Origin of the sequence: Mesorhizobium sp. 131-2-1 (genome assembly GCF_016756535.1) — a bacterium.
In the GTDB taxonomy this organism is placed as follows: Bacteria; Pseudomonadota; Alphaproteobacteria; order Rhizobiales; family Rhizobiaceae; genus Mesorhizobium.
Window position 1 is genome coordinate 3,884,692 of the sequence record NZ_AP023247.1, and the last position, 24,289, is coordinate 3,908,980.

General features: G+C 62.7%; 26 protein-coding genes and 1 pseudogene. 10 read left to right on the top strand and 17 right to left on the bottom strand.

Annotated features, from left to right (window positions below):
• The first annotated feature begins 2 nt into the window (after positions 1-2).
• On the top strand, positions 3-1,742 hold the full coding sequence (locus JG743_RS18780; protein ID WP_202292282.1) for an AIPR family protein: 1,740 nt from the start codon (positions 3-5) through the stop codon (positions 1,740-1,742).
• A 221-nt stretch (positions 1,743-1,963) separates the two neighbouring features.
• Here JG743_RS18780 and JG743_RS18785 read toward each other — a convergent pair whose 3' ends face one another.
• Complete coding sequence (locus JG743_RS18785; protein ID WP_202292283.1) at positions 1,964-2,572, bottom strand: methyltransferase; 609 nt, start codon at positions 2,570-2,572, stop codon at positions 1,964-1,966.
• A 27-nt stretch (positions 2,573-2,599) separates the two neighbouring features.
• Positions 2,600-2,773, bottom strand: coding sequence for a hypothetical protein (locus tag JG743_RS18790; protein WP_202292284.1), 174 nt, complete (start codon positions 2,771-2,773; stop codon positions 2,600-2,602).
• Positions 2,774-2,878: 105 nt separating this feature from the next.
• On the opposite strand from JG743_RS18790, the gene JG743_RS18795 reads away from it, so the two are divergent.
• Complete coding sequence (locus JG743_RS18795) at positions 2,879-3,793, top strand: LysR family transcriptional regulator (RefSeq protein ID WP_202292285.1); 915 nt, start codon at positions 2,879-2,881, stop codon at positions 3,791-3,793.
• 33 nt (positions 3,794-3,826) lie between these two features.
• Here JG743_RS18795 and JG743_RS18800 read toward each other — a convergent pair whose 3' ends face one another.
• Positions 3,827-4,369, bottom strand: a complete 543-nt coding sequence (locus JG743_RS18800) for a DUF2314 domain-containing protein (protein ID WP_202292286.1) — start codon at positions 4,367-4,369, stop codon at positions 3,827-3,829.
• 179 nt (positions 4,370-4,548) lie between these two features.
• On the bottom strand, positions 4,549-5,643 hold the full coding sequence (locus JG743_RS18805) for a glycoside hydrolase family 25 protein (protein WP_202292287.1): 1,095 nt from the start codon (positions 5,641-5,643) through the stop codon (positions 4,549-4,551).
• A 239-nt stretch (positions 5,644-5,882) separates the two neighbouring features.
• Here JG743_RS18805 and JG743_RS18810 point away from each other — a divergent pair, with 239 nt between their 5' ends.
• Positions 5,883-6,794 (top strand): hypothetical protein, encoded by a 912-nt coding sequence (locus JG743_RS18810; RefSeq protein WP_202292288.1) that lies wholly within the window; start codon positions 5,883-5,885, stop codon positions 6,792-6,794.
• Positions 6,795-6,857: 63 nt separating this feature from the next.
• Here JG743_RS18810 and JG743_RS18815 read toward each other — a convergent pair whose 3' ends face one another.
• The 4 genes from JG743_RS18815 to JG743_RS18830 form a co-directional block, all read right to left on the bottom strand.
• Positions 6,858-7,070 carry a hypothetical protein gene (locus JG743_RS18815; RefSeq protein WP_202292289.1) on the bottom strand — a complete coding sequence of 71 codons (213 nt, stop codon included), beginning with the start codon at positions 7,068-7,070 and terminating at the stop codon, positions 6,858-6,860.
• A 128-nt stretch (positions 7,071-7,198) separates the two neighbouring features.
• On the bottom strand, positions 7,199-7,594 hold the full coding sequence (locus tag JG743_RS18820; RefSeq protein ID WP_202292290.1) for a GFA family protein: 396 nt from the start codon (positions 7,592-7,594) through the stop codon (positions 7,199-7,201).
• A gap of 164 nt (positions 7,595-7,758) precedes the next feature.
• Positions 7,759-8,712 (bottom strand): alpha/beta fold hydrolase, encoded by a 954-nt coding sequence (locus tag JG743_RS18825; RefSeq protein WP_202292291.1) that lies wholly within the window; start codon positions 8,710-8,712, stop codon positions 7,759-7,761.
• 90 nt (positions 8,713-8,802) lie between these two features.
• Positions 8,803-9,051, bottom strand: coding sequence for a ParB N-terminal domain-containing protein (locus JG743_RS18830; RefSeq protein ID WP_202292292.1), 249 nt, complete (start codon positions 9,049-9,051; stop codon positions 8,803-8,805).
• A 149-nt stretch (positions 9,052-9,200) separates the two neighbouring features.
• Here JG743_RS18830 and JG743_RS18835 point away from each other — a divergent pair, with 149 nt between their 5' ends.
• From JG743_RS18835 to JG743_RS18855, 5 genes are all read left to right on the top strand, one after another.
• Positions 9,201-10,841: a N,N-dimethylformamidase beta subunit family domain-containing protein gene (locus JG743_RS18835; RefSeq protein WP_202292293.1), complete on the top strand. Its 1,641-nt coding sequence runs from the start codon at positions 9,201-9,203 to the stop codon at positions 10,839-10,841.
• 1 nt (position 10,842) lies between these two features.
• Positions 10,843-12,225 carry an aminotransferase family protein gene (locus tag JG743_RS18840; protein WP_202292294.1) on the top strand — a complete coding sequence of 461 codons (1,383 nt, stop codon included), beginning with the start codon at positions 10,843-10,845 and terminating at the stop codon, positions 12,223-12,225.
• 13 nt (positions 12,226-12,238) lie between these two features.
• Positions 12,239-13,168: a 3-keto-5-aminohexanoate cleavage protein gene (locus JG743_RS18845; RefSeq protein ID WP_202292295.1), complete on the top strand. Its 930-nt coding sequence runs from the start codon at positions 12,239-12,241 to the stop codon at positions 13,166-13,168.
• Positions 13,169-13,378: 210 nt separating this feature from the next.
• The gene (locus tag JG743_RS18850; RefSeq protein ID WP_202292296.1) at positions 13,379-13,885 is read left to right on the top strand and encodes a GNAT family N-acetyltransferase; all 507 of its coding nucleotides are present in this window, start codon (positions 13,379-13,381) and stop codon (positions 13,883-13,885) included.
• Complete coding sequence (locus JG743_RS18855; protein WP_202292297.1) at positions 13,882-14,910, top strand: histone deacetylase family protein; 1,029 nt, start codon at positions 13,882-13,884, stop codon at positions 14,908-14,910. Before JG743_RS18850 ends, JG743_RS18855 begins: the two co-directional genes overlap by 4 nt.
• A 6-nt stretch (positions 14,911-14,916) precedes the next feature.
• On the opposite strand, the pseudogene JG743_RS18860 reads toward JG743_RS18855, so the two are convergent.
• The 3 genes and pseudogenes from JG743_RS18860 to JG743_RS18870 form a co-directional block, all read right to left on the bottom strand.
• Positions 14,917-16,181: pseudogene (locus tag JG743_RS18860) on the bottom strand (cysteine desulfurase-like protein).
• A 51-nt stretch (positions 16,182-16,232) separates the two neighbouring features.
• Positions 16,233-17,300, bottom strand: coding sequence for an aldo/keto reductase (locus tag JG743_RS18865; RefSeq protein ID WP_202292298.1), 1,068 nt, complete (start codon positions 17,298-17,300; stop codon positions 16,233-16,235).
• Positions 17,301-17,419: 119 nt separating this feature from the next.
• Entirely contained in the window at positions 17,420-17,887 is a 468-nt protein-coding gene (locus JG743_RS18870; RefSeq protein ID WP_244673203.1) for a hypothetical protein, read from the bottom strand.
• Between the two features lie 396 nt (positions 17,888-18,283).
• Here JG743_RS18870 and JG743_RS18875 point away from each other — a divergent pair, with 396 nt between their 5' ends.
• Positions 18,284-18,448, top strand: a complete 165-nt coding sequence (locus tag JG743_RS18875; protein WP_202292299.1) for a hypothetical protein — start codon at positions 18,284-18,286, stop codon at positions 18,446-18,448.
• A gap of 49 nt (positions 18,449-18,497) precedes the next feature.
• On the opposite strand, the gene JG743_RS18880 is transcribed toward JG743_RS18875, so the two are convergent.
• Positions 18,498-19,001 (bottom strand): DUF1993 domain-containing protein, encoded by a 504-nt coding sequence (locus tag JG743_RS18880; RefSeq protein WP_202292300.1) that lies wholly within the window; start codon positions 18,999-19,001, stop codon positions 18,498-18,500.
• 114 nt (positions 19,002-19,115) lie between these two features.
• Between JG743_RS18880 and JG743_RS18885 the strand changes: the two genes are divergently transcribed.
• Complete coding sequence (locus JG743_RS18885) at positions 19,116-20,153, top strand: DUF1176 domain-containing protein (protein ID WP_202292301.1); 1,038 nt, start codon at positions 19,116-19,118, stop codon at positions 20,151-20,153.
• A gap of 18 nt (positions 20,154-20,171) precedes the next feature.
• Here JG743_RS18885 and JG743_RS18890 read toward each other — a convergent pair whose 3' ends face one another.
• The 5 genes from JG743_RS18890 to JG743_RS18910 all read right to left on the bottom strand — a co-directional run bounded on the left by JG743_RS18890 (position 20,172) and on the right by JG743_RS18910 (position 24,264).
• Positions 20,172-21,068: an alpha/beta hydrolase family protein gene (locus tag JG743_RS18890; protein ID WP_202292302.1), complete on the bottom strand. Its 897-nt coding sequence runs from the start codon at positions 21,066-21,068 to the stop codon at positions 20,172-20,174.
• Between the two features lie 32 nt (positions 21,069-21,100).
• Entirely contained in the window at positions 21,101-22,711 is a 1,611-nt protein-coding gene (locus JG743_RS18895) for an NTP transferase domain-containing protein (RefSeq protein WP_202292303.1), read from the bottom strand.
• On the bottom strand, positions 22,708-23,412 hold the full coding sequence (locus JG743_RS18900; RefSeq protein ID WP_202292304.1) for an XdhC family protein: 705 nt from the start codon (positions 23,410-23,412) through the stop codon (positions 22,708-22,710). The genes JG743_RS18895 and JG743_RS18900 overlap by 4 nt, the downstream gene beginning before the upstream one ends.
• 6 nt (positions 23,413-23,418) lie before the next feature.
• The gene (locus tag JG743_RS18905) at positions 23,419-23,757 is read right to left on the bottom strand and encodes an XdhC family protein (RefSeq protein WP_202292305.1); all 339 of its coding nucleotides are present in this window, start codon (positions 23,755-23,757) and stop codon (positions 23,419-23,421) included.
• A gap of 111 nt (positions 23,758-23,868) precedes the next feature.
• Positions 23,869-24,264: a RidA family protein gene (locus tag JG743_RS18910; RefSeq protein WP_202292306.1), complete on the bottom strand. Its 396-nt coding sequence runs from the start codon at positions 24,262-24,264 to the stop codon at positions 23,869-23,871.
• Positions 24,265-24,289: the final 25 nt, after the last annotated feature.

Genomic DNA, 24,289 nt, shown 5'->3' on the forward strand with positions numbered 1-24,289 from the left:
GATTGAGTCCAAAAGTCGTAAATGCAACGACGCCGACAATCCTAGATTTCGGCGTCGTTGAAAGCGGCATACGGGAACGTGAGAGCGCCAGCGTCTCGCGTAGCAATGCATTCTCTAGACTCGCTCTGGAAACTGTCTTTGGCTTACCTCAATCGGAAGTCGACGAGTATATCGTGGACGGCTTCGATGACCGCGGAGTCGATATTGTTTATATTGACCATGACAATCGCGTAATAAATATTGCATCTTGCAAAACAGTTGTCTCCTATAAGAATTCACGGAAGAACTTCCCCGGCGACGAAATTGACAAAATAATCTCTTTCATCGAAGACCTCGTCCTTAATCGCGAGGATATGCTTAAAACATGCAACGGCCCTTTAGCTGCAAAAGTGAGGGAAATATGGGATATCTTTGCGGAAGATAGCTATCGTATCTCCATACATCTCTTTTCAAATCAGGCTACGCTTCAAAAAGATGCTCACAACCGCTTAGTTGAAGCTCTAAGCCGTCATGAGATTGCGCTGTTTGAGTACGGCCTATTTGAGCTATCTCACGGCGTCGTAAAGGCCACTAAGCCCCGGTTCCAGAAGAAGCTCGTTCCGTCTGCCGATGCAGCATTCAGCGTAAAAGAAGCCAATAAGCGGGCAATTCTGGTAAAGGTTTCGTTGAAGGAACTGACTGAGTTTCTCAGCGCAGATAATAAAGCGTTTGACGAACGATTAATATGGCAGAATGTTCGATATTTTCTTGGTTTAGACAATGACGTTAATAGGGAAATTCGGAAAACATTGCTCTCGGGACAGGCAAGCGATTTTTGGTTCTTGAACTCCGGGCTCACAATCGTTTGCGATCAGATAGTCTCTGTAGCGAATGGCAGACACCCCATAACGATGGTGAACCCCCAGATCGTTAATGGTTGCCAAACCGCGACCGTAATTCATTCAGTTTCGATCGGAACCATGGCCGATCTCGACAATGGCTATGTTCACGTAAAAATCATCGAAACAAACGATAGTACATTCATTGAGCGCGTAGCACTGGCGAGCAACACACAGAGTCGCATTCTGAATCGCGATTTGAGAGCAAACGACAACCTGCAGCGTCAGTTAGTCGAGTGTCTTCGCCCTCATAACTATTTTTATGTCAGAAAACGCGGGGAAAACGCGCCGCGCCCAGGAATGAAAAACATCGATGCTGCGAGAGCCGGCCAGCTTCTCCTATCCTATCTTTGCGGAGAACCCACAAAAAGCAAAACTAACTCGAACGATATATTTGGTGACCTTTATGAAGAAGCGTTCAATCCTCATGCTGTGACACCCGAAATAATTATTGCGGCCCACGAGTGCTACTCCGCAATCGAGCGCCGTAGGAAAGAGGTTTTGGCTTGGCAGGCATCAGTTACTCGAAATTCGTTTGAAGAAACGTGGCTGATCGAAGGTCATTTTCATCTGCTTTTCGTCGTTGGCGAACTAATGCGCCGAGCCTCAATCCCCTTGGCGGAGACGACGATAGCTATTGGCTTGATTGAGAAGGCGAGCAGCATCCTAAGAGCCTTTGTCGAACGGAACCAAAAAGTTGCGAGTTATCGCCTTTTTCGCTTGGCTAGGTCTCGAGAGGAGATACTGAAGATAATCGATAATAGCTCCAAACCGGACGAGGTTAACCCGGTTCAGATTGAGCTATTTGACATCGATGCTGGCTCTCAGTCTAGGCGAACAACATCCTCAGATAGCTCGGCTTAAGATTGACGACATGCGTTACGCGGTAGTGATCGAAAAGGCGGAGACAATTTTTCCGCCTATGTGCCGGGCTGCATCGGCTGCGCAGGAGCGCCATAACGTCTTGTACTCATTTACATAAGAGAGGGGTTGCGTTCCGCCACACACCCCTCATCCGTCTCGGCGCTATGCGCCGATCCACCTTCTCCCACAAGGGGAGAAGGAGGGGCGCACCGCCTTTGCCGTCATGCCGGCCGTACAGCCAGGAATGTGTTCCATTCTTCGTCGTTCCGGCCCAGGTTGAAATCGTCCCTGATCAGTACCAGCCCGGCACCTTCGAGACGGGCCGCGAAGTCGTCCCTGCGCCAGTAGACCGTATGATATTCGCCGCCCGTATCGCCGTCGCCGTTGCGCATCGATACGAGGAAGGCGCCGCCGGGCCGCAGCGATCCGGCTATCTTGGCAAGGACCTGGTCGGCCTGGTCGCGAGGCACGTGGATCAGGACGGCGAGCGCCAGGACCGCGTCGTAGGGACCGCCGAGGTCATCGGTGAGGAGATCGAGAAGCTCGCCGTGCTTGCCGCGCGTGGCCTGCAGCTCGAGAAACCGCTTCGTCGCGTCGGTGCGCCGGACCTTGACGCCCAAGCCTTCTAGAAAGTCCGCGTCGTATCCCGCTCCGGACCCGACTTCCAGAATCTGGCCGCTTGTGCCGGCGATCGCCACAAGGCGCTTCAGCGATGCCTGCTCTCTCGCATTGGGAACATGCCGCACGATTGCGTCGTAGCGCTCAGCATAATCCTCATAGGCACTGATCGTTTGACGGCTCTTCGCCAGAGCCTCCGGTGGCACATCCATCTTTCCCTCCTTGGTCAACGAGTTTCCTCAGCGGCTGCCGCCGGGAGGAACGCGTCCGTCGAGCATGCCGATATCGCGCAGGAAATGATCCGACAGCGACCGGCGGTCGAGCAGGCCGCGCGTGCGGGGCCTGAACGGCGCGATGAAGAGGTCGAGCACCGGACGACGAAGCGAGTTGTACAGAGCGATGGTGGTGGTCATTGCCGTGTCCTTTCGGGTTTCGATCTGATGGACAAAGCATGCCGTTTTCCGGCCTTGGTTTCCAATCGAACGTCGCGTACCATGCATCAGGAGGATTGATGCGTCATGAGCTGGGAGCTACCGCCGCTGGGGGCCATTCGCGTCTTTGAAGCCGCTGCGCGGCTGGGCAGCTTCACCAAGGCGGCCGAAGAACTCGGCATGACGCAGTCGGCGGCAAGCTATCAGATCAAGGTGCTGGAAGAACGCGCCGGAACGCCGCTTTTCATAAGAAAAACAAGGCAGATTGCGCTGACCGAGGCTGGACAGCAGCTGGCGCCGCACGCAACAGGCGCCTTCTCGGCCCTGGCGGACGCGTGGGTCGCCACCAAGGGCGGAGCGACCGGCGTGCTGTCCGTGACGACCATGGAAACCTTTGCCTCGAACTGGCTGGCCGTATGGCTTGGAACATTCCAGCTGATGCATCCGGATCTTGCAGTGAAGGTGAATACATCGTCCCGGCTGGTCGACTTCACACGCGAGGACATGGATATCGGGATCCGCACCGGCACCGGAAAATGGCCCGGCCTGACGGCGCACTATCTGTTCAAGGCAGACTACACGCCAATGCTCAGCCCGAGACTGGCCGAGAGTGTCGGTGGCATCCACCGCCCCGAGGATCTCTACAAGGTGGCGCTATGCTGTGCCGACGATCCCTGGTGGAAAATCTGGTTCGAGGCGGCTGGTGTTCCCTTCGAGCCCGATCGCGTCATCGCGGGCCCGACGCTGGGTTCGCAGGCCTACGATGCAATGGCGGCGCTGACCGATCGGGGTGCTGCGATCCTCACCCGCAACATCTACAGCGCCCTGCTGGCCAAGGGCCAGTTGATACAGCCATTCGACGTGCTTGGATCCGATGGCGACGGCTATTGGCTGGTGCATCTGGAAAGCCGTCGCAATACACCCAAGATCAAGGTGTTCCGCGACTGGGTGCTGGCCCAGACGGCCGAGATACGCGAGCGCGAACGGCGCGAGGGCCGATAGGTTTTCAGGCGGCGGCCCCGGGGCTCGGCCACCTCAATCCCTGAATGTGATGCCGTATTTCGCGGCCTGTTCCTTGGGCATGTCGGCGAACGCCTGGCGCACCGTGTAACCGCCATAGACATCGCCGCCATTCTTGACCATCCAGTCCTCGACGTCGGCCTCCGCTACCGTCACGCGGTCGCCCAGCTTGTATCTGGTGCCGTTGACCGGCTCGTCCGCGAGCAGGCCGACGAAGTGGCCGTCGCCGTAGCCGGTGAGCTGCATCCAGATGTGCTCGGTGGCGCCGTTCTGCGTCAGCGGGAATTTCACCGTGTAGGTGCCGGGCGTGCCGGCGGCCATCAGCTCGTGGAAACGCGGCAGCGTCGAATGGCCTTTCTGCTTGGCGGCCTGCATCGCCTGGTCTTCGGTGGAATAGGCGACGACGTTTTCCGTCATCGGGCGCGGCGCCGTCGACGAGGCGCCGGGCGCCGCCGCCGGGATGGCCATCGGCTTGTCGCTCCGCATGTGACCAATGGCGTTGAAAAAGCCGTAGCCAACAGCGGCCACAAAAACGATTGCCAGAACCGGATTGCGCATCGACCCCTCCATGCCCCATCGTCTTCATGCGTGGCCGCTTGGTTTTTGCGCCACATGCATGATCACGCGGATGTTACCAACCGGGCGTTGCGGGAGCGCTAAGGAAAAAGGTGAGCGGATCGTTAGAAAAACGCTGAAAATACCCTCAGGCGTGCGCAGTCGGCGGCGTCCGCTGCTTCTCAGTCCGCGTCGGCGACGGTCATCTGTCCGCCGGCCCAGGCCCGCCAGGCACGCTCGTCGCCATGGAAGACGTTGAGGTCGATGCGGCCCCTCACCCCGTGCGACAGGCCGGAGCCGGAATATTGCCAGAACAGCCATTTGCGGTCGGGATAGACCTTTGATGGATGGCGCGCCACGGCGCGCAGCCAGAACGGATAGTCGAGGAAGGCGCCGCGCAAATTGTCGCGATAGAAGTCGGGGCTGGTGTAGATGATGGGCCGCTGGCCGTAGTGGCGTTCCAGCTTCTCCATGAACACCTGCATCTTCTCCAGCACCGTTTCGCGCGACGGCCGCCGCTTGCAGGAGGATTCGCCGTTCCATTCGACATCGATCACTGGCGGCAGCGCGCCCTCGACCCGCGGCACGTTGCGGATGAACCAGTCGGCCTGCTCGCCGGCGGTGCGACACCAGTAGAAGAAATGATAGGCGCCGCGCTTCAGCCCGGCGGCATCGGCATTGCGCCAGTTGGTCCTGAACATCGGATCGAGATGATCGCCGCCGTCGGTCGCCTTGATATAGGCGAAGTTGGCGCCCTGGGCGCGCAACTTGTCCCAGTTGACGTTGCCCTGCCAGCGCGAAACGTCGACGCCGTGCACGGCAAGGTGGCGCGGCGAGGCCCGGCCGAAGTTGATCGGCTTGGCATCGCGAAAGCCATAGCGGGTGACGGGGCCGGCCAGCATCGCGGGCGCCGCGCGCGACAGCCGCTTTGGCGGCGACATAAGCGCTGCCGGCTCTACCGGCGGCTCGACGCTGTCGGGAAGATCCGGCGCGGGGAACGCCACCGTCTCTTCCTCGGCCAGGCCGAAGGGTCGCGCATTCTCTTCAGGCAGCGACGCCGGCGGCCTGATACGGGCGTCGCCGGCCATCGAGGTGGTCTCCACGGTCGTCGCGGTTTCGTCTATGGCGACGGCCTTTGTCACCGGCGCGCTCGGCCTGACGACGGAACTGGTGGTCTCGTTGGACGGCACCTGCAAGGCGTCCATGCCCGATGTTGACGAGCAGCCGGCAAGGCACAGCGATGCAAGCACGAAACTGACGACGCCTGAGAACCGCATCTGGACCTGTACACAGAACAAAACAGGCCGAAGGCGGATTGCCGCCGGCAGACACGATTCCTAACGATAAATTACCAACAAAGTTTGAATCAACTTGTTAGGGATAAAATGGCGGGCGCCGATGGCGTCACCGGAAAGCAGGGCCGAGGTGCCGCCACATCCAGCTTGACAAGCCTGGCTATAATATTATCCTCCACTAATCTTACATTGTAAGGTTGGAAATTTCGGGAGGGGAAGCCATGTCATCCGCCCTGTCAGAACTGGAACCCGTGATTGTGCCGGTGCCGCATCCGCCGGCCATGGCGATCGAGGACGTGTCGGATGACTCCAGCCGTGCCATCGAGCGCGCCGAGGTCAATGCGTGGCTCGACCTCTATGCAGCCGCGCCAGCCGATTTCGCCGCAAGGCAAGGGCTTTCGATCGCGGGAGAAGGCGACCTCGCCTGGACCACCTGCACGACCATCCCGTTCATCCATTTCAACTGCGTGAAGAATTTCGGCGTCGACAGCCCGGCCACCGAAAGCCAACTCGACATGCTGCTGGCGCATTACCGCGCCGCCGGCATCTCGCGGCCCTGGTTCTACGTCAATCCGCACACCGCACCTTCGCGGCTCAGATGCTGGCTCGAAGCGCGCGGCCTGCAGCGCCAGGGCGGCTGGGAACGGATCTATCGCAAGGCAGAGCCGTTACCAACCGAACCGCTGTTCGCCGCAGACGGGGTCTCGGTCGAGCGGGTGACGCAGGCAACCGCTACCGAATGGGCCGGCTTCATCGATCGCCAGTACAGGCTGCCCACCTCGCCCTGGCTGCTGGCGCTGGTCGGCCGCAGGGGCTGGCATCATTACATGCTGAAGCGGGACGGCGCCGTGCTGGCGGTGCGCTCACTGTTCATCGGAGTCGACGGCGCGGCCTGGAGCGGCATCGACGCGCCGGTGCCGGGCATCATGGCGCCGAGCTTCGATCTCGACGCAGTGCTTGGCGAAGCGCTGGTCCGCGACGGTCTGGCGGCCGGTGCGAAACTGTTCGTCGCCGACATCGAGGCTCCGCACGAGGAACGCGACGGACCCGCCTATCGCAACTATGCCCGTCTTGGCTTCAGGATCGCCTATTTCCGTAGCCATTACAGCTATTTGCCGGCCACCTCGAATTGAGGAACGAGACATGTTTTCGCAATTCCGGACGGAAAACCGCTTCACACTTTTCCTGGAATTGCTTTAGACCCGCAGCCATTGCCGCAAGCAGTTCTTGGCAACCATGTGGGCCGGCGGCACCATCGGCTGGCCGGCGCGCATATCGTCAGCCGAACGGCCGCGAGCCCTCTCGAGCAGCGTGCGGAGCTCCGCCGGCTGCACGCGGTCACGCTCCATCACGAGCCGGATCATCGGATCGTTCAAAAGCTCGTCCAGGGTGTTGATGCTCTCGCTCATCCGTCGCCTCCTCGAATGCCGGCCCGCAGGCGATAGATAGGCAGGCAATGATGGCCCGCCAATGACGCTTTGCCGGCTATGTCGTGAATCGAAGATGAAATTTTTGTGCAGGACTGCGTCGAAATGAGTCAGGCTGGCGGCGCGCCCTCATATTGCGGCAGGCCATCGTCCAGCCGAACCCAGGGCTGCTTCGAGGCCGTCCAGAAATGCATGTCGGGGTTGAACTGCGACGGATCGTCGAGCGAACCCGAGGTGACGCCGATGATGCCGCGGGAGTCGCGCCTGGAAAACATCGTCGTGCCGCAGGCCGCGCAAAAGCCGCGCTTGAGGTCCGGCGACGAGTTGACCGTCGCCACCTCGCCTTCGACGGTCACGTCATCGATGCGGAACAGCAAGCGCGCGTTGAACGCCGCACCGATCGCCTTCTGGCAGCGCCGGCAGTGGCAGACACGTTCGTTGATCGGCGCGACTTCGGCATGGTAGCGCACTGCGCCGCACAGGCAGCCGCCCTGAAATTTTGTCATCACCGCTATCCGTTTGCTCGGGAAGAATGGCCGAACCGTAGCCGGGCGGGTCGAAGCGTCAATTGAAAAGCATTGATGGGATGCCATCGGTTGCGATGATGGCAGCGGCGCTTCCAAATCACGCGACCGCCTCCTGGGAGACGGTCGCATGTGGCTGCCAACCATTATTCCGTTTCGCTGACGACCTCGTCCCAGCTCTTCACCTTGGTCTCGCCGTTGAGGAATGGCAGTGCGGCGGCCGTCAGTTCCGGGGCGAAGAACACGTCGTAGTGGGTGCGGTTGGGAATGATGGCCAGCCGATTCTGCGACAGGTTCTCGCGCATCCAGCCGGCATCCTTCAGCCCGCCGCCGAGCATCTGGTAGAACTTGATCTCATGCTCGGGCTTGTACATGTCGCTGTCGCCATAGGCGAGCATGACCGGCATCTTCAGCTTCGGAACGTCGGCAGAGAAGTCACGGTTCTGGCGCATGAAGTTGCCAAGCGTATCGAGCAGTTTGGGGAAGTCCTCGGGATGCGGGGCCACCGCAACGTAGGACTTGTACATCGGTGTGTCCTTCATGAACGGCGCGGCGGCCGCGCTGACCTGCGCCTGCTGCGGACGCATCTCGTCATAGAAGCCATCGGTGGAGTAGCCGGTCGAGACAAGGACCAGACGCCGGACCGCCTCAGGATGCTGGACTGCCATGCGGAAGGCGACGCCGCCGCCCAGCGAATAGCCCATGACGTCGACCCGGTCGTAGCCTAGCGTCTTGACGATCGCCGCCATGTCGTCGCCCATCGCGTCGATGCTGAACGGCCGCTCGCCAAGGGCAGTACGGCCATGGCCCTGCATATCCACGGCGATCACGGTTCGATGCTCTGCGAATTTCGGCAGGATCGGCGCGAACATATCCGACGTGCCTAGGCCGCCATGCAGCAGGAGCAGCGGCTCACCCTTGCCGTAGATGGCATAGTAATAATTCAGGCCGTCGATGGGCAGCAGTCCGGATTTCTCCGGCTTCACAAGGGCTTTGGTCTCACTGGTCATGGCAGGCTTTGTCTCCTCGGATTGTGCATTTGGCACGGCAATCAGGGCCGCGGCCGAAGCGAGCATGGCGAAAAACAGGGTCTTGGGCATTGGTCTCCTCCGCTTGTGTGCTCCAAGGACGAGGCGACAGAGCGCAAGCCGACATGGCCCGCCAAAAAATTGCAGGTCAGGTGAATTCGGCTAGTGGCGCTTCGCTTGCACGAGATAGGCGTCGATCGTTGCCTCGCCCAGCCATTTGGCCGCTTCCAGTCGGTGCAGGCCTTCAACCAGAATGTGGCGCTTGCCGTCGTGGCGCACCTGGATCGGCGTCTTCATGCCGTTTTCCAGGATGTCCTCGGCCAGATGCCGCACCGTTTCGGGATGCAGCGTCTTCCGGCGCGCGGCTGGCACGTAGATGTCGTCGACCTTGACCTTTTGTACGCGCAGCATGTCGACTCCCGGCGCTGAACCATTGCCTGGGCATGACATAGTCCGTTTGCCGGATATGGCCAAGAGCAGGCGCCGCTGGCCCGATGCTTTCCAATTGACGCTTGGCCGGCCATTGGTCTCAATGGCGGCCTGTTGGTTTCAGGTGTTCATTGACGCGACTGCCGACCGAGTTCCCCGACTTCGGGCTGACGCCCGAGCAGCGCTGCGAGGCGGTGCGCGGCCATTATTACGAATGGCCCGGCATGGACGGCGAGCGCGGCGAGATCTGGTGCTACAGCGACCGCTTTTCCTATCGCCCCGGCGAAACGGTGGCGTTGCATGTCAGTGCGACGGTCCGGCAATTCGGCATCACGATCGTTCGCGACGGCGCTACCGAAACGAAGGTCTTCGAGAAGGCTGGCCTCGCGGCGCGCTGGCAAGAGACGCCGGACCAATGTTCGGTCGAGGGCTGCGGCTGGGAGGTCTCGTTCGAGTTCCGCATCGGCGATGACTGGCCGTCCGGTGCCTATCGCGTCACGCTTACTGCCGAGGGCCGCGACAGCAAGCCGATCCAGAGCCGTCACCTCTTCATCGTCGCGCCCCTGCCAGACCGCAAGCCCGGCCGCCTGCTGCAAGTGGCGGCGACCGGCACCTGGCTTGCCTACAACACCTGGGGTGGGTCGAACCACTATCAGGGCATCACCGGCCCGAACCGCGACCAGTACGCCACGATGGTTTCTACGCAGCGGCCTTGGTGCCGCGGTTTCGTCGTGCTGCCGAAGGAGGCGCCGCGCGTGCCGCTCGAGGTCGCGGTGCCGCCGAAGACCGTGCCGCGCTATCCGCACATGGAATGGGCTTTCGCCACCGGCCATTCGAAGAAATACGCATCCTCCGGCTGGGCGAGCTACGACAGCCATTTCTTCCGCTTCGCCGAGCGCGCCGGCTACGCGGTCGACCTCGCCAGCCAGCACGAGCTGCATTTCTCGCCGGAAATCCTCGACGGTTACGACTGCGTCGTCTTCGTCGGCCATGACGAATACTGGACCTGGGAGATGCGCGACGCGGTCGACGATTACGTCGAGCGCGGCGGGCATGCGGCGCGCTTTGCCGGCAATTTCATGTGGCAGACTAGGCTGGAGGACGAAGGCCGCCTGCAGGTCTGCTACAAATACCGGGCGCGCGCCGAGGACCCCGCCTATCGCGGCGGCGACGTCAGGCGCGCCACCAATTCCTGGGAGGCGCCGGAGATTGGCCGGCCGGGCAGCGCCACCTTCGGCCTCAACGCCACCAGAGGCGTCTATGCCGGCTGGGGCGGTTGCGCGCCGCGCGGCGTGCGCGGCTTTCCGGTCTACCGGCCCGAGCACTGGGCCTTCGCCGGCACCGGCATCTATTATGGCGACCTGCTCGGCGCCGACAGCCATGTCTACGGCTATGAGGTCGACGGGCTCGATTTCGAGATCCGCGGTGGCCTGCCCTACCCGACCGCGGAGAGCGGCGCGCCGGACGGACTACAGGTGCTGGCCGTCGGCATGGCGAGCCAAGTCGAGGAAAGTGCCGATATCCCGATCGAGGATCAGTTCCTCACCGACGAGGATGGCCGCTTCACTGCTGAGACGCTGTTCGGCGATGCGAGCGACGCCAACCTCGACAAGGTCAAGCGCGGCAACGGCATGATCGTCAACTTCCCGCGCGGCAAGGGCGAAGTGTTCCATGCCGGAAGCTGCGAATGGGTCGCCGGCCTGCTAAGGCAGGACGCGATGGTCGAACGCGTGACCAAGAATGTTCTCGACCGTTATCTCGGAAAGTCCTGACATGCCGAAACCGCAAGTCCAGCCAGCCCCTCAAGCCGAAGCCCGCCAGCCATCGCATCTGTTCTATCTCTCCAGCCCGCGCCGGCCGCTCGTCGACCGCGCCGAGGGCATCTACTTCTGGACCAAGGACGGCCGCCGCTTCATCGACGGATCGAGCGGGCCGATGGTCGCCAATATTGGCCATTCCAACCGCAATGTGCTCGACGCCATGAAGCGGCAGATGGACAAGACCACCTTCGCCTACCGGCTGCATTTCGAGAACGAGCCGGCGGAAGAACTGGCGCGGGAACTGGCAGGCAAGCTTCCCGAGGGGATGGACCGCATCTTCTTCGTGTCCGGCGGCTCCGAGGCAACCGAATCCTGCATCAAGCTCGCCCGGCAGTGGGCGGTGGCGACAGGCCAGCCCAAGCGCTGGAAAGTGATCACCCGTTTTCCGTCCTATCATGGCGGCACGCTCGGCTCGCTGTCCGTCACCGGTGACGACGCGCTGGCCGAAACGTTTACCCCGATGATGCGTGTGATGCCGACGGTGCCGGCGCCGGCCGCCTGGCGCGACCGTGACAATCTTTCGATGGAGCAGCGCGGGCTGCGCTATGCCGACATGCTGGAGGAAAAGATCCTCGCCGAAGGCCCGGAAAGCGTGCTCGCCTTCATCATGGAGCCGGTCGGCGGAGCGGCCACGGCAGCCCTGGTCGCGCCCGACAGTTACTATCCGCGCATCCGCGAAATCTGCGACCGCTACGGCATCCTGCTCATCCACGACGAGGTGATGAGCGGCGCCGGCCGCACCGGCAAATTCCTCGGCGGCGATCATTGGGGCTGCAAGCCGGATCTGGTCGCGCTGTCGAAAGGGCTTGGCTCGGGCTATGCGCCGCTTGGCGCGCTGGCGGCACCGATGCGGCTGGTCGAGCCGCTGCTTGCCTCCGGCGGCTTCCAGCATGGCCACACCTATGCCGGCAATCCGCTCGCCTGTGCTGCCGGCCTCGCCGTGCTTGGCGAAATGGACCGGCTCGACCTCATCACCAACGCGGCAAGAATGGGCGATGTGCTGATCGAGGAATTGAAGGGGCTGGCGAAGCGTTTTCCGTTCATCGCCGACGTGCGCGGCAAGGGCTTGCTGCTCGGGGCGGAGATGGTCGCCGATCCGAAGACGCTGACGCCGATCGCGCCGGGCAAGAAGGCGACGCAGCGCCTGCTCGACCTCGCCTATGAACGCGGCCTGATCATCTATGGCCGAAGGGTCAAGGGCGGCGTCGACGGCGACAACTTCATGGTGGCGCCGCCGATGATCGTTACCAGGGAGCAGGTCGGCGAAATCATCGCCATCATCGGCGACTCGCTGGAAGTGCTGGCCGCCGAGCTTGACCTGCCGGTCGAAGGCTGAGAGGTAGAAAAAGATGGCACCGAGGAAAGTCATCATCACCTGCGCCGTCACCGGCTCGGTGCACACGCCGTCCATGTCGCCCTATCTGCCGGTCACACCGGACCAGATCGCTACGGACGCCATCGCTGCCGCAGAAGCCGGCGCCTCGATCCTGCATCTCCACGCCCGCGATCCTAAGGACGGCCGGCCTACCGCCGACCCGGACGTGTTCATGCAGTTCCTGCCGCGCATCAAGCAGGCGACCGACGCGGTGATCAACATCACCACCGGCGGCTCGTCGCTGATGACGCTCGACCAGCGGCTGGCGGCACCGCTCAGGGCGGAGCCGGAAATGTGCTCGCTCAACATGGGTTCGATGAATTTCGCGCTGTTCCCGATGCTCGACAAGCCGCGGGAGTGGCAGCACGAGTGGGAGCCGAAGCTGCTCGAAGCGACCCGCGACACCATCTTCAAGAACACCTTTGCCGACATGGAGGCCGTGCTCGAAAAACTCGGCAAGGACTGCGGTACCCGCTTCGAGTTCGAATGCTACGATGTCGGCCATCTCTATTCGCTGGCGCATCTGCGCGACCGCGGCCTGGTGTCGGGGCCGCTGTTCCTCCAGTTCGTGCTCGGCATTTTGGGCGGCATCGGCGCCGATCCCGACAATCTCATCCATATGAAGCGCATCGCCGACAAGCTGTTTGGCGACAGCTACCAGTTCTCGGTTCTCGCAGCCGGTCGCCATCAGATGCCGCTGATCTCGATCGCCGCCGCCATGGGTGGCAATGTCCGCGTCGGGCTGGAGGACAGCCTCTATGACGGAAGGCAGCTGGCCAAATCGAACGCCGACCAGGTCCGCCGCATCCGCAGCGTTCTGGACGGCCTGTCGCTGGACGTCGCGACGCCAGCCGAGGCGCGTGAGATGCTGGCTCTGAAGGGTGGCGACCGGGTCGCGTTTTGAGATGCTGTAACCTGAGATGGTAGCGATCCTTCCCACCCCCCTCTGGCCTGCCGGCCATCTCCCCCGCAAGGGGGGAGATCGGATGTCGCCTCGGATTTCGCCAGTCGCCAACGCTGCAAGATGGGCAGCAACGCTGAAATTACCAATCTCCCCCCTTGCGGGGGAGATGTCCGGCAGGACAGAGGGGGGTGCCTTGGCGCCCTGCTTGTCATGAGCAAGCTATCAAACATCCTCATACGTCCCGGCACCATCGACGATGTCGAAACCATCCACGCCGCCCTGCTGCGGCTTGGATCACATATCGGCGCGCATCAGGAGATCACCTCGACGGCCGAGGATCTGCGCCGCTATGGCTTTGGCGAGAAGCCGGCCTTCTCTACCCTGATCGCCGAGGTGGACGGCGAGTTCGCGGGACTGTGCCTGCATTTTCCGATCTTCTCGACCTGGATGGGGCGTCCCGGGGTCTATGTGCAGGATCTCTATGTCGAGGGCCGCTTTCGCGGCCGCCGGATCGGCGAGCGGCTGCTGCGGCGCGTGGCCGCCGAATGCCGCAAGGCTGGCGGCGTCTATCTCCGGCTGTCCGTCGACACCGACAATGAGACCGCCAAGGACTTTTACGAGCGGCTGGGCATTGCCTGGTCGAGCTACGAGCAGACGCAGAAGATCGTTGGCGACGCCTTTTTTGCTTTCGCCGATGCGCCGGAGGGAGAACAATGAAAACCTTCTACGCCGAGGAACAGAAACGTCACGATCCAAAAGCCTTCCTCTCCAGCGGCGCGCCTCAACCCAATCCGGAGAAGCCGGAGCGCATCGAAAGATTGTTAGCCGGCGCGAAAGCGGCCGGCTCGACGATCGAACGGCCGAAAGATCACGGGCTGGGTCCGGTCGCGGCGGTGCATACGCCGGAATATCTCGACTTCCTCGAGCATATCTTCGCGCGCTGGCAGCGCATCGAGGGCGCCTCGGCGGAGGTCATCCCAAACATCCATCCGATCGCTCGGGACGGCTCCTATCCGGCATCTGCCGTCGGCCAGGCCGGCTACCATATGGCGGACACCGCCTGTCCGATCTCGGGCGAAACCTGGAACAGCGCGTTGTGGAGCGCCTGGAGCGCGGTGGAGGCCGCCGAGGCGGTGATGGCGGGCGCGTCCTCGGCCTATGCGCTCTGCCGTCCGCCGGGCCACCACGCCTTCGCCGATGTCGCCGGCGGATTCTGCTTCATCAACAATTCGGCGGTCGCGGCGCAGGTGCTGCGAAGGAACGCGGCGCGGGTGGCGATCCTCGACGTCGACCTGCATCACGGCAATGGCACGCAAGGCATCTTCTATGCCCGGGCCGACGTGCTCACCGTTTCGCTGCATGCCGATCCGGTGCGCTTCTATCCGTTCTTCTGGGGTCATGCCGACGAGCGCGGCGCGGGGCCTGGCCTCGGCTACAATCTCAACCTGCCGCTGGCGCGCAAATCCGGTGACGCGGCCTTCCTCGAAGCGCTCGCGACCGCCTTCCGGCGCATCCGCGCCTTTGCGCCCGATGCACTGGTCGTGGCGCTCGGGCTCGACGCCTTCGAAGGCGACCCGTTTGGCGGCCTGTCGGTCACGACGGCCGGCTTCTCGCGCATTGGCGAAGCCATCGCCGGACTCGGCCTGCCGACGGTGATCGTCCAGGAAGGCGGTTACCTTTGCGATGCGCTGGGCGACAACCTCACCGCCTTTCTCACCGGCTTCGGCGGCAAAGAGCGATAACCCGGCTCAGGCTCGCTGCTGCCTGAGCATGGCGATGACCCTGTGCACGCTTTCCAGCGTCGCATCGATCTCGATAGCCGTATTGTAGTGGGCGATGCCGATGCGCACGACGCCCTCGCCGGCCGGAATGCCGAGCTGATGGACGATCTCCCAGGCATAGTTGTGGCCCGACCAGAGGAAGATGTTTTCCGCATTCATCTGCCGCACGATCGTCTCCGGCGCGATGCCCTCGACGGTGAAAGACACTGTTGGCACGCGTTCGCCAATCCGTGCCGGTACGGTGATGCCGTGGATCGTCAGGCCGGCAATATCCGACAGGCCATCGATCAGTTTTTGCGCCAACGCGTTCTCATAGGCGATCGACACCGCGAATGCCCTGGCGATGCGTTGCCGCCGCGACCCGTGCTCGCCGGCCGCCGCGCCAAGATCGGCGAAATAGTCGACCGCCGCGGTCAGACCTGCCATCAGTTCGATCTGCGGCGTGCCGAGCTCGAAGCGCTCCGGCAGGCCGTTTGACGAGCAGCGGCATTTGTAGGGTTTCAGCGCATCGATGACGTCGCGGCGGCCCCACAGGATGCCCATGTGCGGGCCGAAGAATTTGTAGGCCGAGCAGCCAGGAAATCGCAGCCGAGTGCCTGCACTTCGATCAGGCCGTGCGGCGCGAATTGGACGGCATCGACATAGACCAGCGCGCCGGCCTGTTTGGCGATCGCAGTCAGCGCCTTCACCCGGTTGATCGAGCCGGTGAGGTTCGAGGCGTAGTTGAGTGCGACGAGCCGCGTCCTTTCCGAAAGCAGCGCGCTCAACGCCGCTTCCTCGACCTGCCAGCTTTTCTCGTCGAAAGGCAGGAAGCGCACGACGAGGCCGAGATCCTCGGCAAGCTGCAGCCAGGGCGAGACATTGCCCTCATGGTCCATGCGGGTGACGATGATCTCGTCGCCCGGCTTCATCGCGCGGCCGAGCGTGCGCGACATATGGTATGTCAGCGTCGTCATGTTGGCGCCGATGATGATTCCCTCGACGCTCGCGGCGCCCAGGAAATCGGCCATCGCCGCATGCGCGTCGTCGACCACCTTTTGCGCCGCTATCGTCGTTTCGAAAAAGCCGCCGAGATTGGCATTGGTGGTGAGCAGGCAGCGCGATACGGCATCGGCCACCGCTTGTGGCACCTGCGTGCCGGCCGGGTTGTCGAGATAAATGCGGCGGCGGCCCGTGTCGGTCAGCGACAGTGCCGGGAATTTTCCTCTGACGGCCTCGATCGGAAAGTTCATTGCCGCCCCCTCCCCTTTGTTATCATTAGATAATTTTACGTTTCTCACCAGTCACGGGCACGGATTGCCGACGCGCTGGTGAATGGCATCGACCGCCTTCTGCATCTCATCGGTCCAGGTCACATCGACCGAGGACAGCGCCATCTCGAGCTGCGGGATCGACGTGGCGCCGATAATGTTGGATGTGACGAAGGACCGGCTGGAGACATAGGCATTGGCAAACAGCGCCGGCTCCATGCCGAAGGAGCGCGCCAGCTCATTGTATTCGAGCAGCACTTGCGCCGCATTCGGCGTCTCGTAGCGCTGGCCGCGATTGAAGAGCTGCGAACGCGAGCCTTGCGGACGCGCGCCGTGATCGTATTTGCCGGTCAGATAGCCCTGCGCCAGCGGCGAATAGGGCAGGAAAGCGATCCGCTCGCGCTCGCAGACCTCGGCCAGGTTCACCTCGAAGGTGCGATTGACCAGATTGTAGGCGTTCTGCAGCGAGACGGGGTGCGGGCCGGCGCCCTTGTCGGCCTCGAAGAGGAAGCGCATCACGCCCCAGGAGCTTTCGTTCGATAGGCCAAGATGGCGGATCTTCCCGGCCTTGACCAATTCGTCGAAGACGCCAAGCGTTTCGGCGATCGGCGTCTCGTCTGATGGAGCGCCCTCGGTATCGGCGCGGCGCGGCACGGCGCCGATGCGCGTCGGGTTGGAGCCCCAGGGGATGTCCCGCTCCGGCCAATGGATCTGGTAGAGATCGATATAGTCGGTGCCGAGCTTAGTCAGCGACTTCTCGACCGCGTCGAAAATATCGGCGCGCACCAGCTTGGACGGCCGGTCGCCGCGAAACCAGGTGTTGCCGGTGCGGCCGACCACTTTCGAGGCGATGATCACCTTGTCGCGATTGCCGTTGGCCTTCATCCAGCTGCCGATGATCTTCTCGGTCCGCCCTTGCGTCTCCGCCTTGGGCGGTATCGGGTACAGCTCGGCGGTATCGATGAAATTGACGCCGCGTTCAAAGGCCAGGTCCATCTGCGCGTGGCCCTCGGCCTCGGTGTTCTGCTGGCCCCAGGTCATTGAGCCCAGGCAGATCTGCGACACAAGAAGATCGGTCCGACCGAGACGGCGTTTGTGCATGGAAATTTCTCCGGCGGGGAACTTTTGCGCGAGGCGCGGGGAGGAAGCCCGAGCATAAAGCAAAGGGCGGGTGTTCTCCAAGCCCGGTCCGGACGACTTTTGCGTGAACTTGTACGGGGCTAGCGCCTAGCTCCGGCGACCGCGCGCCGCTTGGCCTCGTCGATCAGCATGTTGGCCACCTGCATGCGGATCATGGCACGCTGGCGCAGATGCGGGGCGACGCGGTCCGGGTGGTTGGCGAAGGCGAAGCTGCGGCGCATGCGGCCGAGATCGGCGCTCTTGACGGGATGATCGAGGCCGAGTTCGGCGGCGATCGCCTCGGGGTCGATCGGCGGCAGCTTCTCCTCCGGCCTTGCCTGCTCGCTGGCCAGCGCCAGCTTCGCCTGGTCGAGCAGAGCGGCGAATTCGGCGGCGAGGTCGGCGCCTGCCTCCCGGTATTCGGCCGCGAACGTCTCACCGGAAACCTTGATGCGGCCGGAATGCAGCTCATCGGCCACCGAGAGGTAGTCGAACGGAATGGTCGGCCGCGCAGCCGCTTCCTCGCCCGCCTCGACCTTGTCGGAGGCAACGAAGAGATCGTCGAGCAGAGACGCGAAATCCCGCTTGGCTCCGGTGCCGATGTCAGCCTCCCCATCTCGTCAAGCAGCGCATGAGATGCGTCGCACAATAGAGCCTGCTCGTTAAAAATGAATGCCATCGATGTTAACGAGTTTAGGCGTCGCCTGCCGCGCGACTCCCCTTAGCGAATAAAAAGCCGGACTGCATTTTCATACAGCCCGGCAAGGTCGCCAGGAGTGGCGAGGAAAAAGCCGGCCATGTGCCAGCACCACGCCTACGTTCGACAGACCCTAAAAGTTTCAAAAAAAATCGATTGTGGCCAAAAAAATCGTTCGAACATGGCTGCCATGCAATTGCTGCACTGCACAATTTTAACAATCGTCCTATATTTTCGAATCGGGAGGACCAACAAGGGGCCATGGATCATGGGGTTCTTCACCGAAATGTTCGTGCGGCCGCGGCCGCAGGAACATCAGCGCTACCGCGCAGCCTTGGCGCTGCTGCATTTGATGAGCAATGCTGACCGCGCCGACATCGGCATCAAGCCGGCAGACTTCCCGCGCATCGCGCGCGAAATGTCCGGGCGCTGAGCCTGTCCAGCACGAGGTTTCCCGGTGGCACCGGGAAACCTCAGAGCATTCAACGTCCCAGGAAGACCGCCTTGCCAAGCGGCACGCCATTGTGCCGCAGGATATCGTAGGCCGTGGTCACGTGGAAATAGAAGTTGGGCATCGCGGCGTAGAGCAGGTATTGCAGGCCCGGCATCGAGACTTCCCGCCCGCCGAGCCTGAGTTCGATCGTCCGCTCTTCCGAGCCATTCAGGTCGGCGGCAGAGAAGGTCGCCAGATGGTCGACCGTCTTGGCGATGCGTGCCTGCAGGTCGGCGAAACTCGCTTCATTGTCCTCATATTTCGGCACTTCGCGGCCGGCGAGCCGCGACGGCGCTCCCTTGGCGTGATCGGTGGCGATCTGAACCTGCCTGGTCAGCGCGAACATGTCTGGCGCCAGCCGCGCGGTCAGAAAAACCTGCGGGTCGATCTTGCGATCGGCCGCGTTCTGTTCGGCCAGCGACAGCACCTTGGATAGTGACTTCAGCCTGGCCGAAAACACCGGCACCGAGGCCTCGTACATCGAAATCGTCATGTTGCTTCTCCAATCGAGCGGCGAGAGCTAGCGCTTCCACAGGCGATTCTTCAAGCGTCACCGCGCCGCCGCAATCGCCATGCTAGCTGTTTCCATCTGGAGTGGAGGATCCCGATGAGATGCGCGTTTCTTGCAGCGACCGCTTTTTTCTCGATCGCCGTAGCGAGCCAGCAGGCGCTCGCAGCCGATCCGCCCTATGTCGACGACCGCTCGGACGCCGCCTCGGTCATCCGCTCGCTCTACAGCGCCATCAACCGGCATGAATTCGCCCGCGCCTGGGGCTATTACGGCGATACCAAGCCGGCGAAGGATTTCGACGCGTTCGTCAAAGGCTATGACGGCACCGATACCGTCGAGGTCAAAACCGGCGCGGTATCCGACGAAGGGGCGGCGGGCAGCATCTATTACAACGTCCCGGTCGCCATCCAGGCGACCGACAAGAAGGGCGAGGCCAATGTCTTTGCCGGCTGCTACACGCTGCGCCAGGTCAACGCCCAGATCCAGGAGCCGCCGTTCCAGCCGATCTTCATCGACAAGGGCGCGCTGAAGCCGTCGACCGCCGATTTCGAGGAGGCCGTGCCGGCGAGCTGCGGCGACGGACCGCCGCCGCCGAAAAAGGATGAAGCGCTGGAACAGGCCAGGAAGGCATTCGCCGCCGCCTATGCCGGGCAGTGCGACAAGGAGCTATTCGAGCAGGAGCCCGAGCTGTTCTCGATCAAATACAAGGACAAGAACGCGGCCGAGGGCGACCCCGAGCGGGAAACCCGGCTTTTCCATTTTGCCTGCTCGGCTGCCGCCTACAACGAGAGCTCGATCTACTACATCTACGACGACGTCTCCGGCGTCAGGCAGTTGCAGTTCGCCGAACCCGAGATGGACATCCGCTACGCCAACAACGACAGCGACGGCAAGGTGGAGAGCATGCACGTCGTCGGCTTCCAGGCGACCGGCTGGGCGGTCAACTCCGCCTATGACGAGGCCGCCAAGACCATTACCACCTTCAACAAGTGGCGCGGTGTCGGCGACGCCTCGTCGTCGGGAACCTACCTGTTCCGCAATGGCGACTTTTCCCTCGTCCAGTACGATGTCGATGCATCCTATGACGGCGAGGAAAATCCGCAGACGGTCGTTGACTACAACACCGCGCCCTGAGGCGCTCCCGGCAACAGGTTACGGTGCCTTGGAGAGCATCCAGTTGAGCGTGCCGCGCCAGTCGGTCATGCGGATCGGTGTGCCGTGGGTGCCGGTCTCGAAGCGGACGAAGCGGGTCGGATACGGATAGGCCTTCGATTTGGCGATGATGGAGCGGAAGAAGGCTTCCTGCTTTTCCACGGGAAATACCGGGTCCTTGCTGCCCTGGCCGAAGAAGACAGGCACGTGGCGCCGGAAGGCGGGACTGGCGAGAAAGCTCTCGTCCCACAGCGAACCGAGCAGCAGCAGCCCGCCTATGCGCCGGCCGGTGTCGTTGCGCGCGGCAAGCTTCCAGCACAGCGAGCCGCCCATCGAGCCGCAAGCGACGAAGATCTTCGCAGCCGGCGACTTTTCGGCATAGTGGTCGATCAGTGCCGCGACCTGGGCCGCCCCTTTGTCGCCGAAATCGGGGAAATCCGGCGACAGATAGAGGCCGCCATTGCCGGCCATCAGGTTCTTGATGCGGTTGAAATTGCCGCCGAAGGTGAAGTCGTCGACGCCCTGCTTGCGGCTGCCGCCCTGCCCGTGCAGGTAAAGCACGATGATGCTGGCGCCCTCGGTCTTGCCGACGGCGACATGCCTGACATCGCCGGCGTCCGTCTTCAGCATCAAATCCTGCTGCACCTTGCGCACGCCGGTGTCGGTATATTCGGCATGCACGCGCTTTTCCGGCACCTCGTCACGCTGGTTGATGTCACGCATCTCGCGATAGTCGATGACCGTGTAGGCGCCGTCGTCGCCGGACGAAAGCGTCGCCGGATAGGCGAACAGATCGTCCTTGAAGGGTTTTAGCGACAGCGCCTGGCTGTATGCGCCAGACAGCGAAAAGGCGGTCGCGGTTAGAAGAGCCGAGAAAAATCGAAAACGGAAAGCCATTCCGCAGCCATGCGAAATTCGGCTTCGGTTTGTCAATCCTGCAGAACCCCGCCGGCACCTTCCAGCGCTTCGCGGGTGTCGACATCGATCGACGCCGCCGTTCCGATCTCGATATCGATGACGTCGAGCCCCTCAGCCTCGACCAGATGGCGTGCGCCGGTGTCACCTTCCAAATGCGCGATGGCCGGGAACAGCGAGCGCGGCAGGAGCACCGGGTTGCCACGCCTTCCATCGTGGGCGGCGCGCACCACCGAGTGGCCACCGGATTTGCGGAAGGCATCGATCAGCCGGTCGAGATCGGCGGAGGACACGCCTGGCATGTCGCCAAGAACGATCAAGGCGCCGGCGGCATCGTCCGAAACCTGGGCTATCCCCGCTTTCAATGACGAGGACAGGCCGTCGGCGAAATCGGGATTGTCGGCCAGAAGTATGTCGAGACCGGAAAGCGCCACGCGCACCCGCTCCCTCTGATGTCCGGTCACGACAATTGTCTTCGCCGCCCTGGAACCCAGGGCGCGCTCGGCGGCGCGGCGCACCAGCGGCTTGCCGTCGAACAGCGCCAGAAGCTTGTTCGGCCCGCCCATGCGGCTGGAGCGGCCGGCGGCAAGCAGCACGATCTCGACCTTCGGCTCGGCTTTTGCAGGTAGCGGCTCGCGCGGCTGCGGCCGGGTCGGGATTTCCATCAAGAGCCCGCCGACGCCCATGCCGGCGATGTCACTTGCCGTCACGTCCAGGCCGGCGATCAGCCGGTCGAGCACCCAGTCGAAACCGTTCTCCTTCGGGCTGCGCGCGCAGCCGGGCGCGCCGATGACGCGCTTGCCGGCAAGCGTACCCAGCACCAGAAGATTGCCGGGATCGACCGGCATGCCCGCACGGACCACGCTACCCCCTGCGTGTTCGATCGCTGCCGGCACAACGTCGGCGAAATCGCTCATTGCCGAGGCGCCGAAGATCACCACCATGTCGTTGTCTCGGACGAGTGAGGCCGCAGCTTCGGCGACGGGGGCGATCTGGTGCGGCGTGCGACGCTCGGCGGTGAGCCGGCCGCCGGAACGCGCCAGCCTGGCCTTGGTGACGCGCAGCGTCTTGTCGAGCACGCTCGGCTTGACGCCAGGCAGCATCGTCTGGATGACGCCGACCCGCATCGGCCGGTAGGCATTGACGGCAAAAATCTCGCCGCCGGCGCAGATCCTTGCCACTCGCTCCACCAGGCTGGCGGCGACGGCGAAGGGAATGATCTTCACGGTCGCCACCATCTGGCCTTTTTCCACCGGCGCATGCTGCGCCAGCGTGGCGATGGTGATGGTCGGATCGACCGCGTTGATGGCGTCTATCATCGCGCGGTCGACAGTAAAGACACCGGGCGCTTCGGCGTGGAGGTTGACACGGCCGGTCGCGGCGGGCTTGGCCTCGACGTTGCGATGGCTCATACCGGCGGCGATCCTTTGCGCCGCCGCATCCTCGCTGAGATCATCCGGCGCCAGCACGGCCGCGACGACCTCGGAAATGCCGACCGCCTTCAGCGCCGACAGGTCATCCGCATTCAGCCTGTGTGCCTTGCGAAAGCGCCGTGCGCCGGCTTCGGTGGCGTGCGCCAGCACCGCGCCCTCGGCCTGATCGATCGGAACGGGACCAAATTTCACGCCACCGCGCCCTTTGCTTCCAGGCCGCGCGAGCGGAAGGCGTGGATCGCCTGCGCCAGCACCGCAACGGCGATCTCGGCCGGGCTCGCCGCGCCGATGTCGAGGCCGATCGGCGCGTGGATGCGCGCGATCTGGTCGGCGCCGGCGCCAAGCGCCAGCAGGCGCTCCACGCGCTTGGCGTGGGTTTTACGGCTGCCGAGCGCACCGACATAGAAGCACCCGGCCTCGAGCGCCGCCTTCAGCGCGAAATCGTCGATCTTGGGATCGTGGGTGACGGCAGCGAGCGCGGTGTAGCTGTCCAGCGGCTGGCGCTTCAGCACATCCTCAGGCCATTCGGCATGCAGCGCGACATCGGGAAAGCGCTCCGGCGTGGCGAAGGCCGTGCGCGGATCGATGATCTCGACGGGATAGCCGGCGATCTTCGCCATCGGCGCCAGCGCCTGGCTGATATGGACGGCGCCGATCACCACCAGGCGCGGCCGCGGCAGATGCGCATTGAGGAAGAAAGTTCGCCCTTCCGCCTCGACCGAGCCCGAATTGCCGGTGCGGAACGCCTTGGCGATGGCCGCGCCAAGATCGCCGGCGACCGGATCGCCCTCGCGCACGATGCGGTCGCGGCCGTCGCCGAGATCGGTGACCAGCACCGCCGCGCGCCGGGCACGGCGCTCTTCGTTCAATGTCTTGAGAACGTACGGGTCCATCCGTGATCAGCCCAGCCGCTCGACATAGACCTTGATGCGGCCGCCGCAGGAGAGGCCCACCTGCCAGGCGGTTTCATCGGCGACGCCGAACTCCAGCATCCTGGCCTTGCCCGAGCCGATCACGTCCATCGCCTCGGTCACCACCGCGCCCTCGACGCAGCCGCCGGAAACGGAGCCATGGAAATTGCCGTCCGCGTCGATGACCAGATGGCTGCCGACCGGGCGCGGCGCCGAACCCCAGGTCTCGACCACAGTCGCGATGGCGACATCCTTGCCGTCCTTCATCCAGCCTTCCGCGATGACCAGGGGATCGCGGGCCTCATCGAGATAGATGCTGTTTTCCATGACTGCTTCTCCCGGAGTCTGTTTATGATCTGGTCACCACCAGTTCGCGCAAGCTGAAGCCGACGCTGGAATCGGTGCAGTTCATCGCGATCCACTTGAGCAAATGCATGGTCAATCAATCACCGCGACTGCGTCAACTTCGATCAGGTAGTCGGGGGACAGGCTTGCCACGCCAAGCACCACGTCAGCTGGTTTGTGATCTCCGAACAGCCCCACCCGAGCCTTTTCGATGATCGGCAGGCATACATCGCGATTGTAGTTCACGACATAGATCGTGATCCTGGTGACCTGCCTAGGCGCCGCACCGGCGGCGGCAAGTGCTCGGCCGAGATTGGCAAACACCTGGTGCGCCTGAGTCGCAAGATCACCACGGCCAACAAGCTTACCGTCTAGGTCTTCGGGTTCCTGGCCGGAGATAAATACCAACTTGCTGCCCGTCGCAACGACAACCTGGCTGTACGTCTGCGGAATTGGCAGGTCCTTTGGGTTGATGCATTGGAGCGTCATTCATCGGGTCTCCTTGTATGGTGGT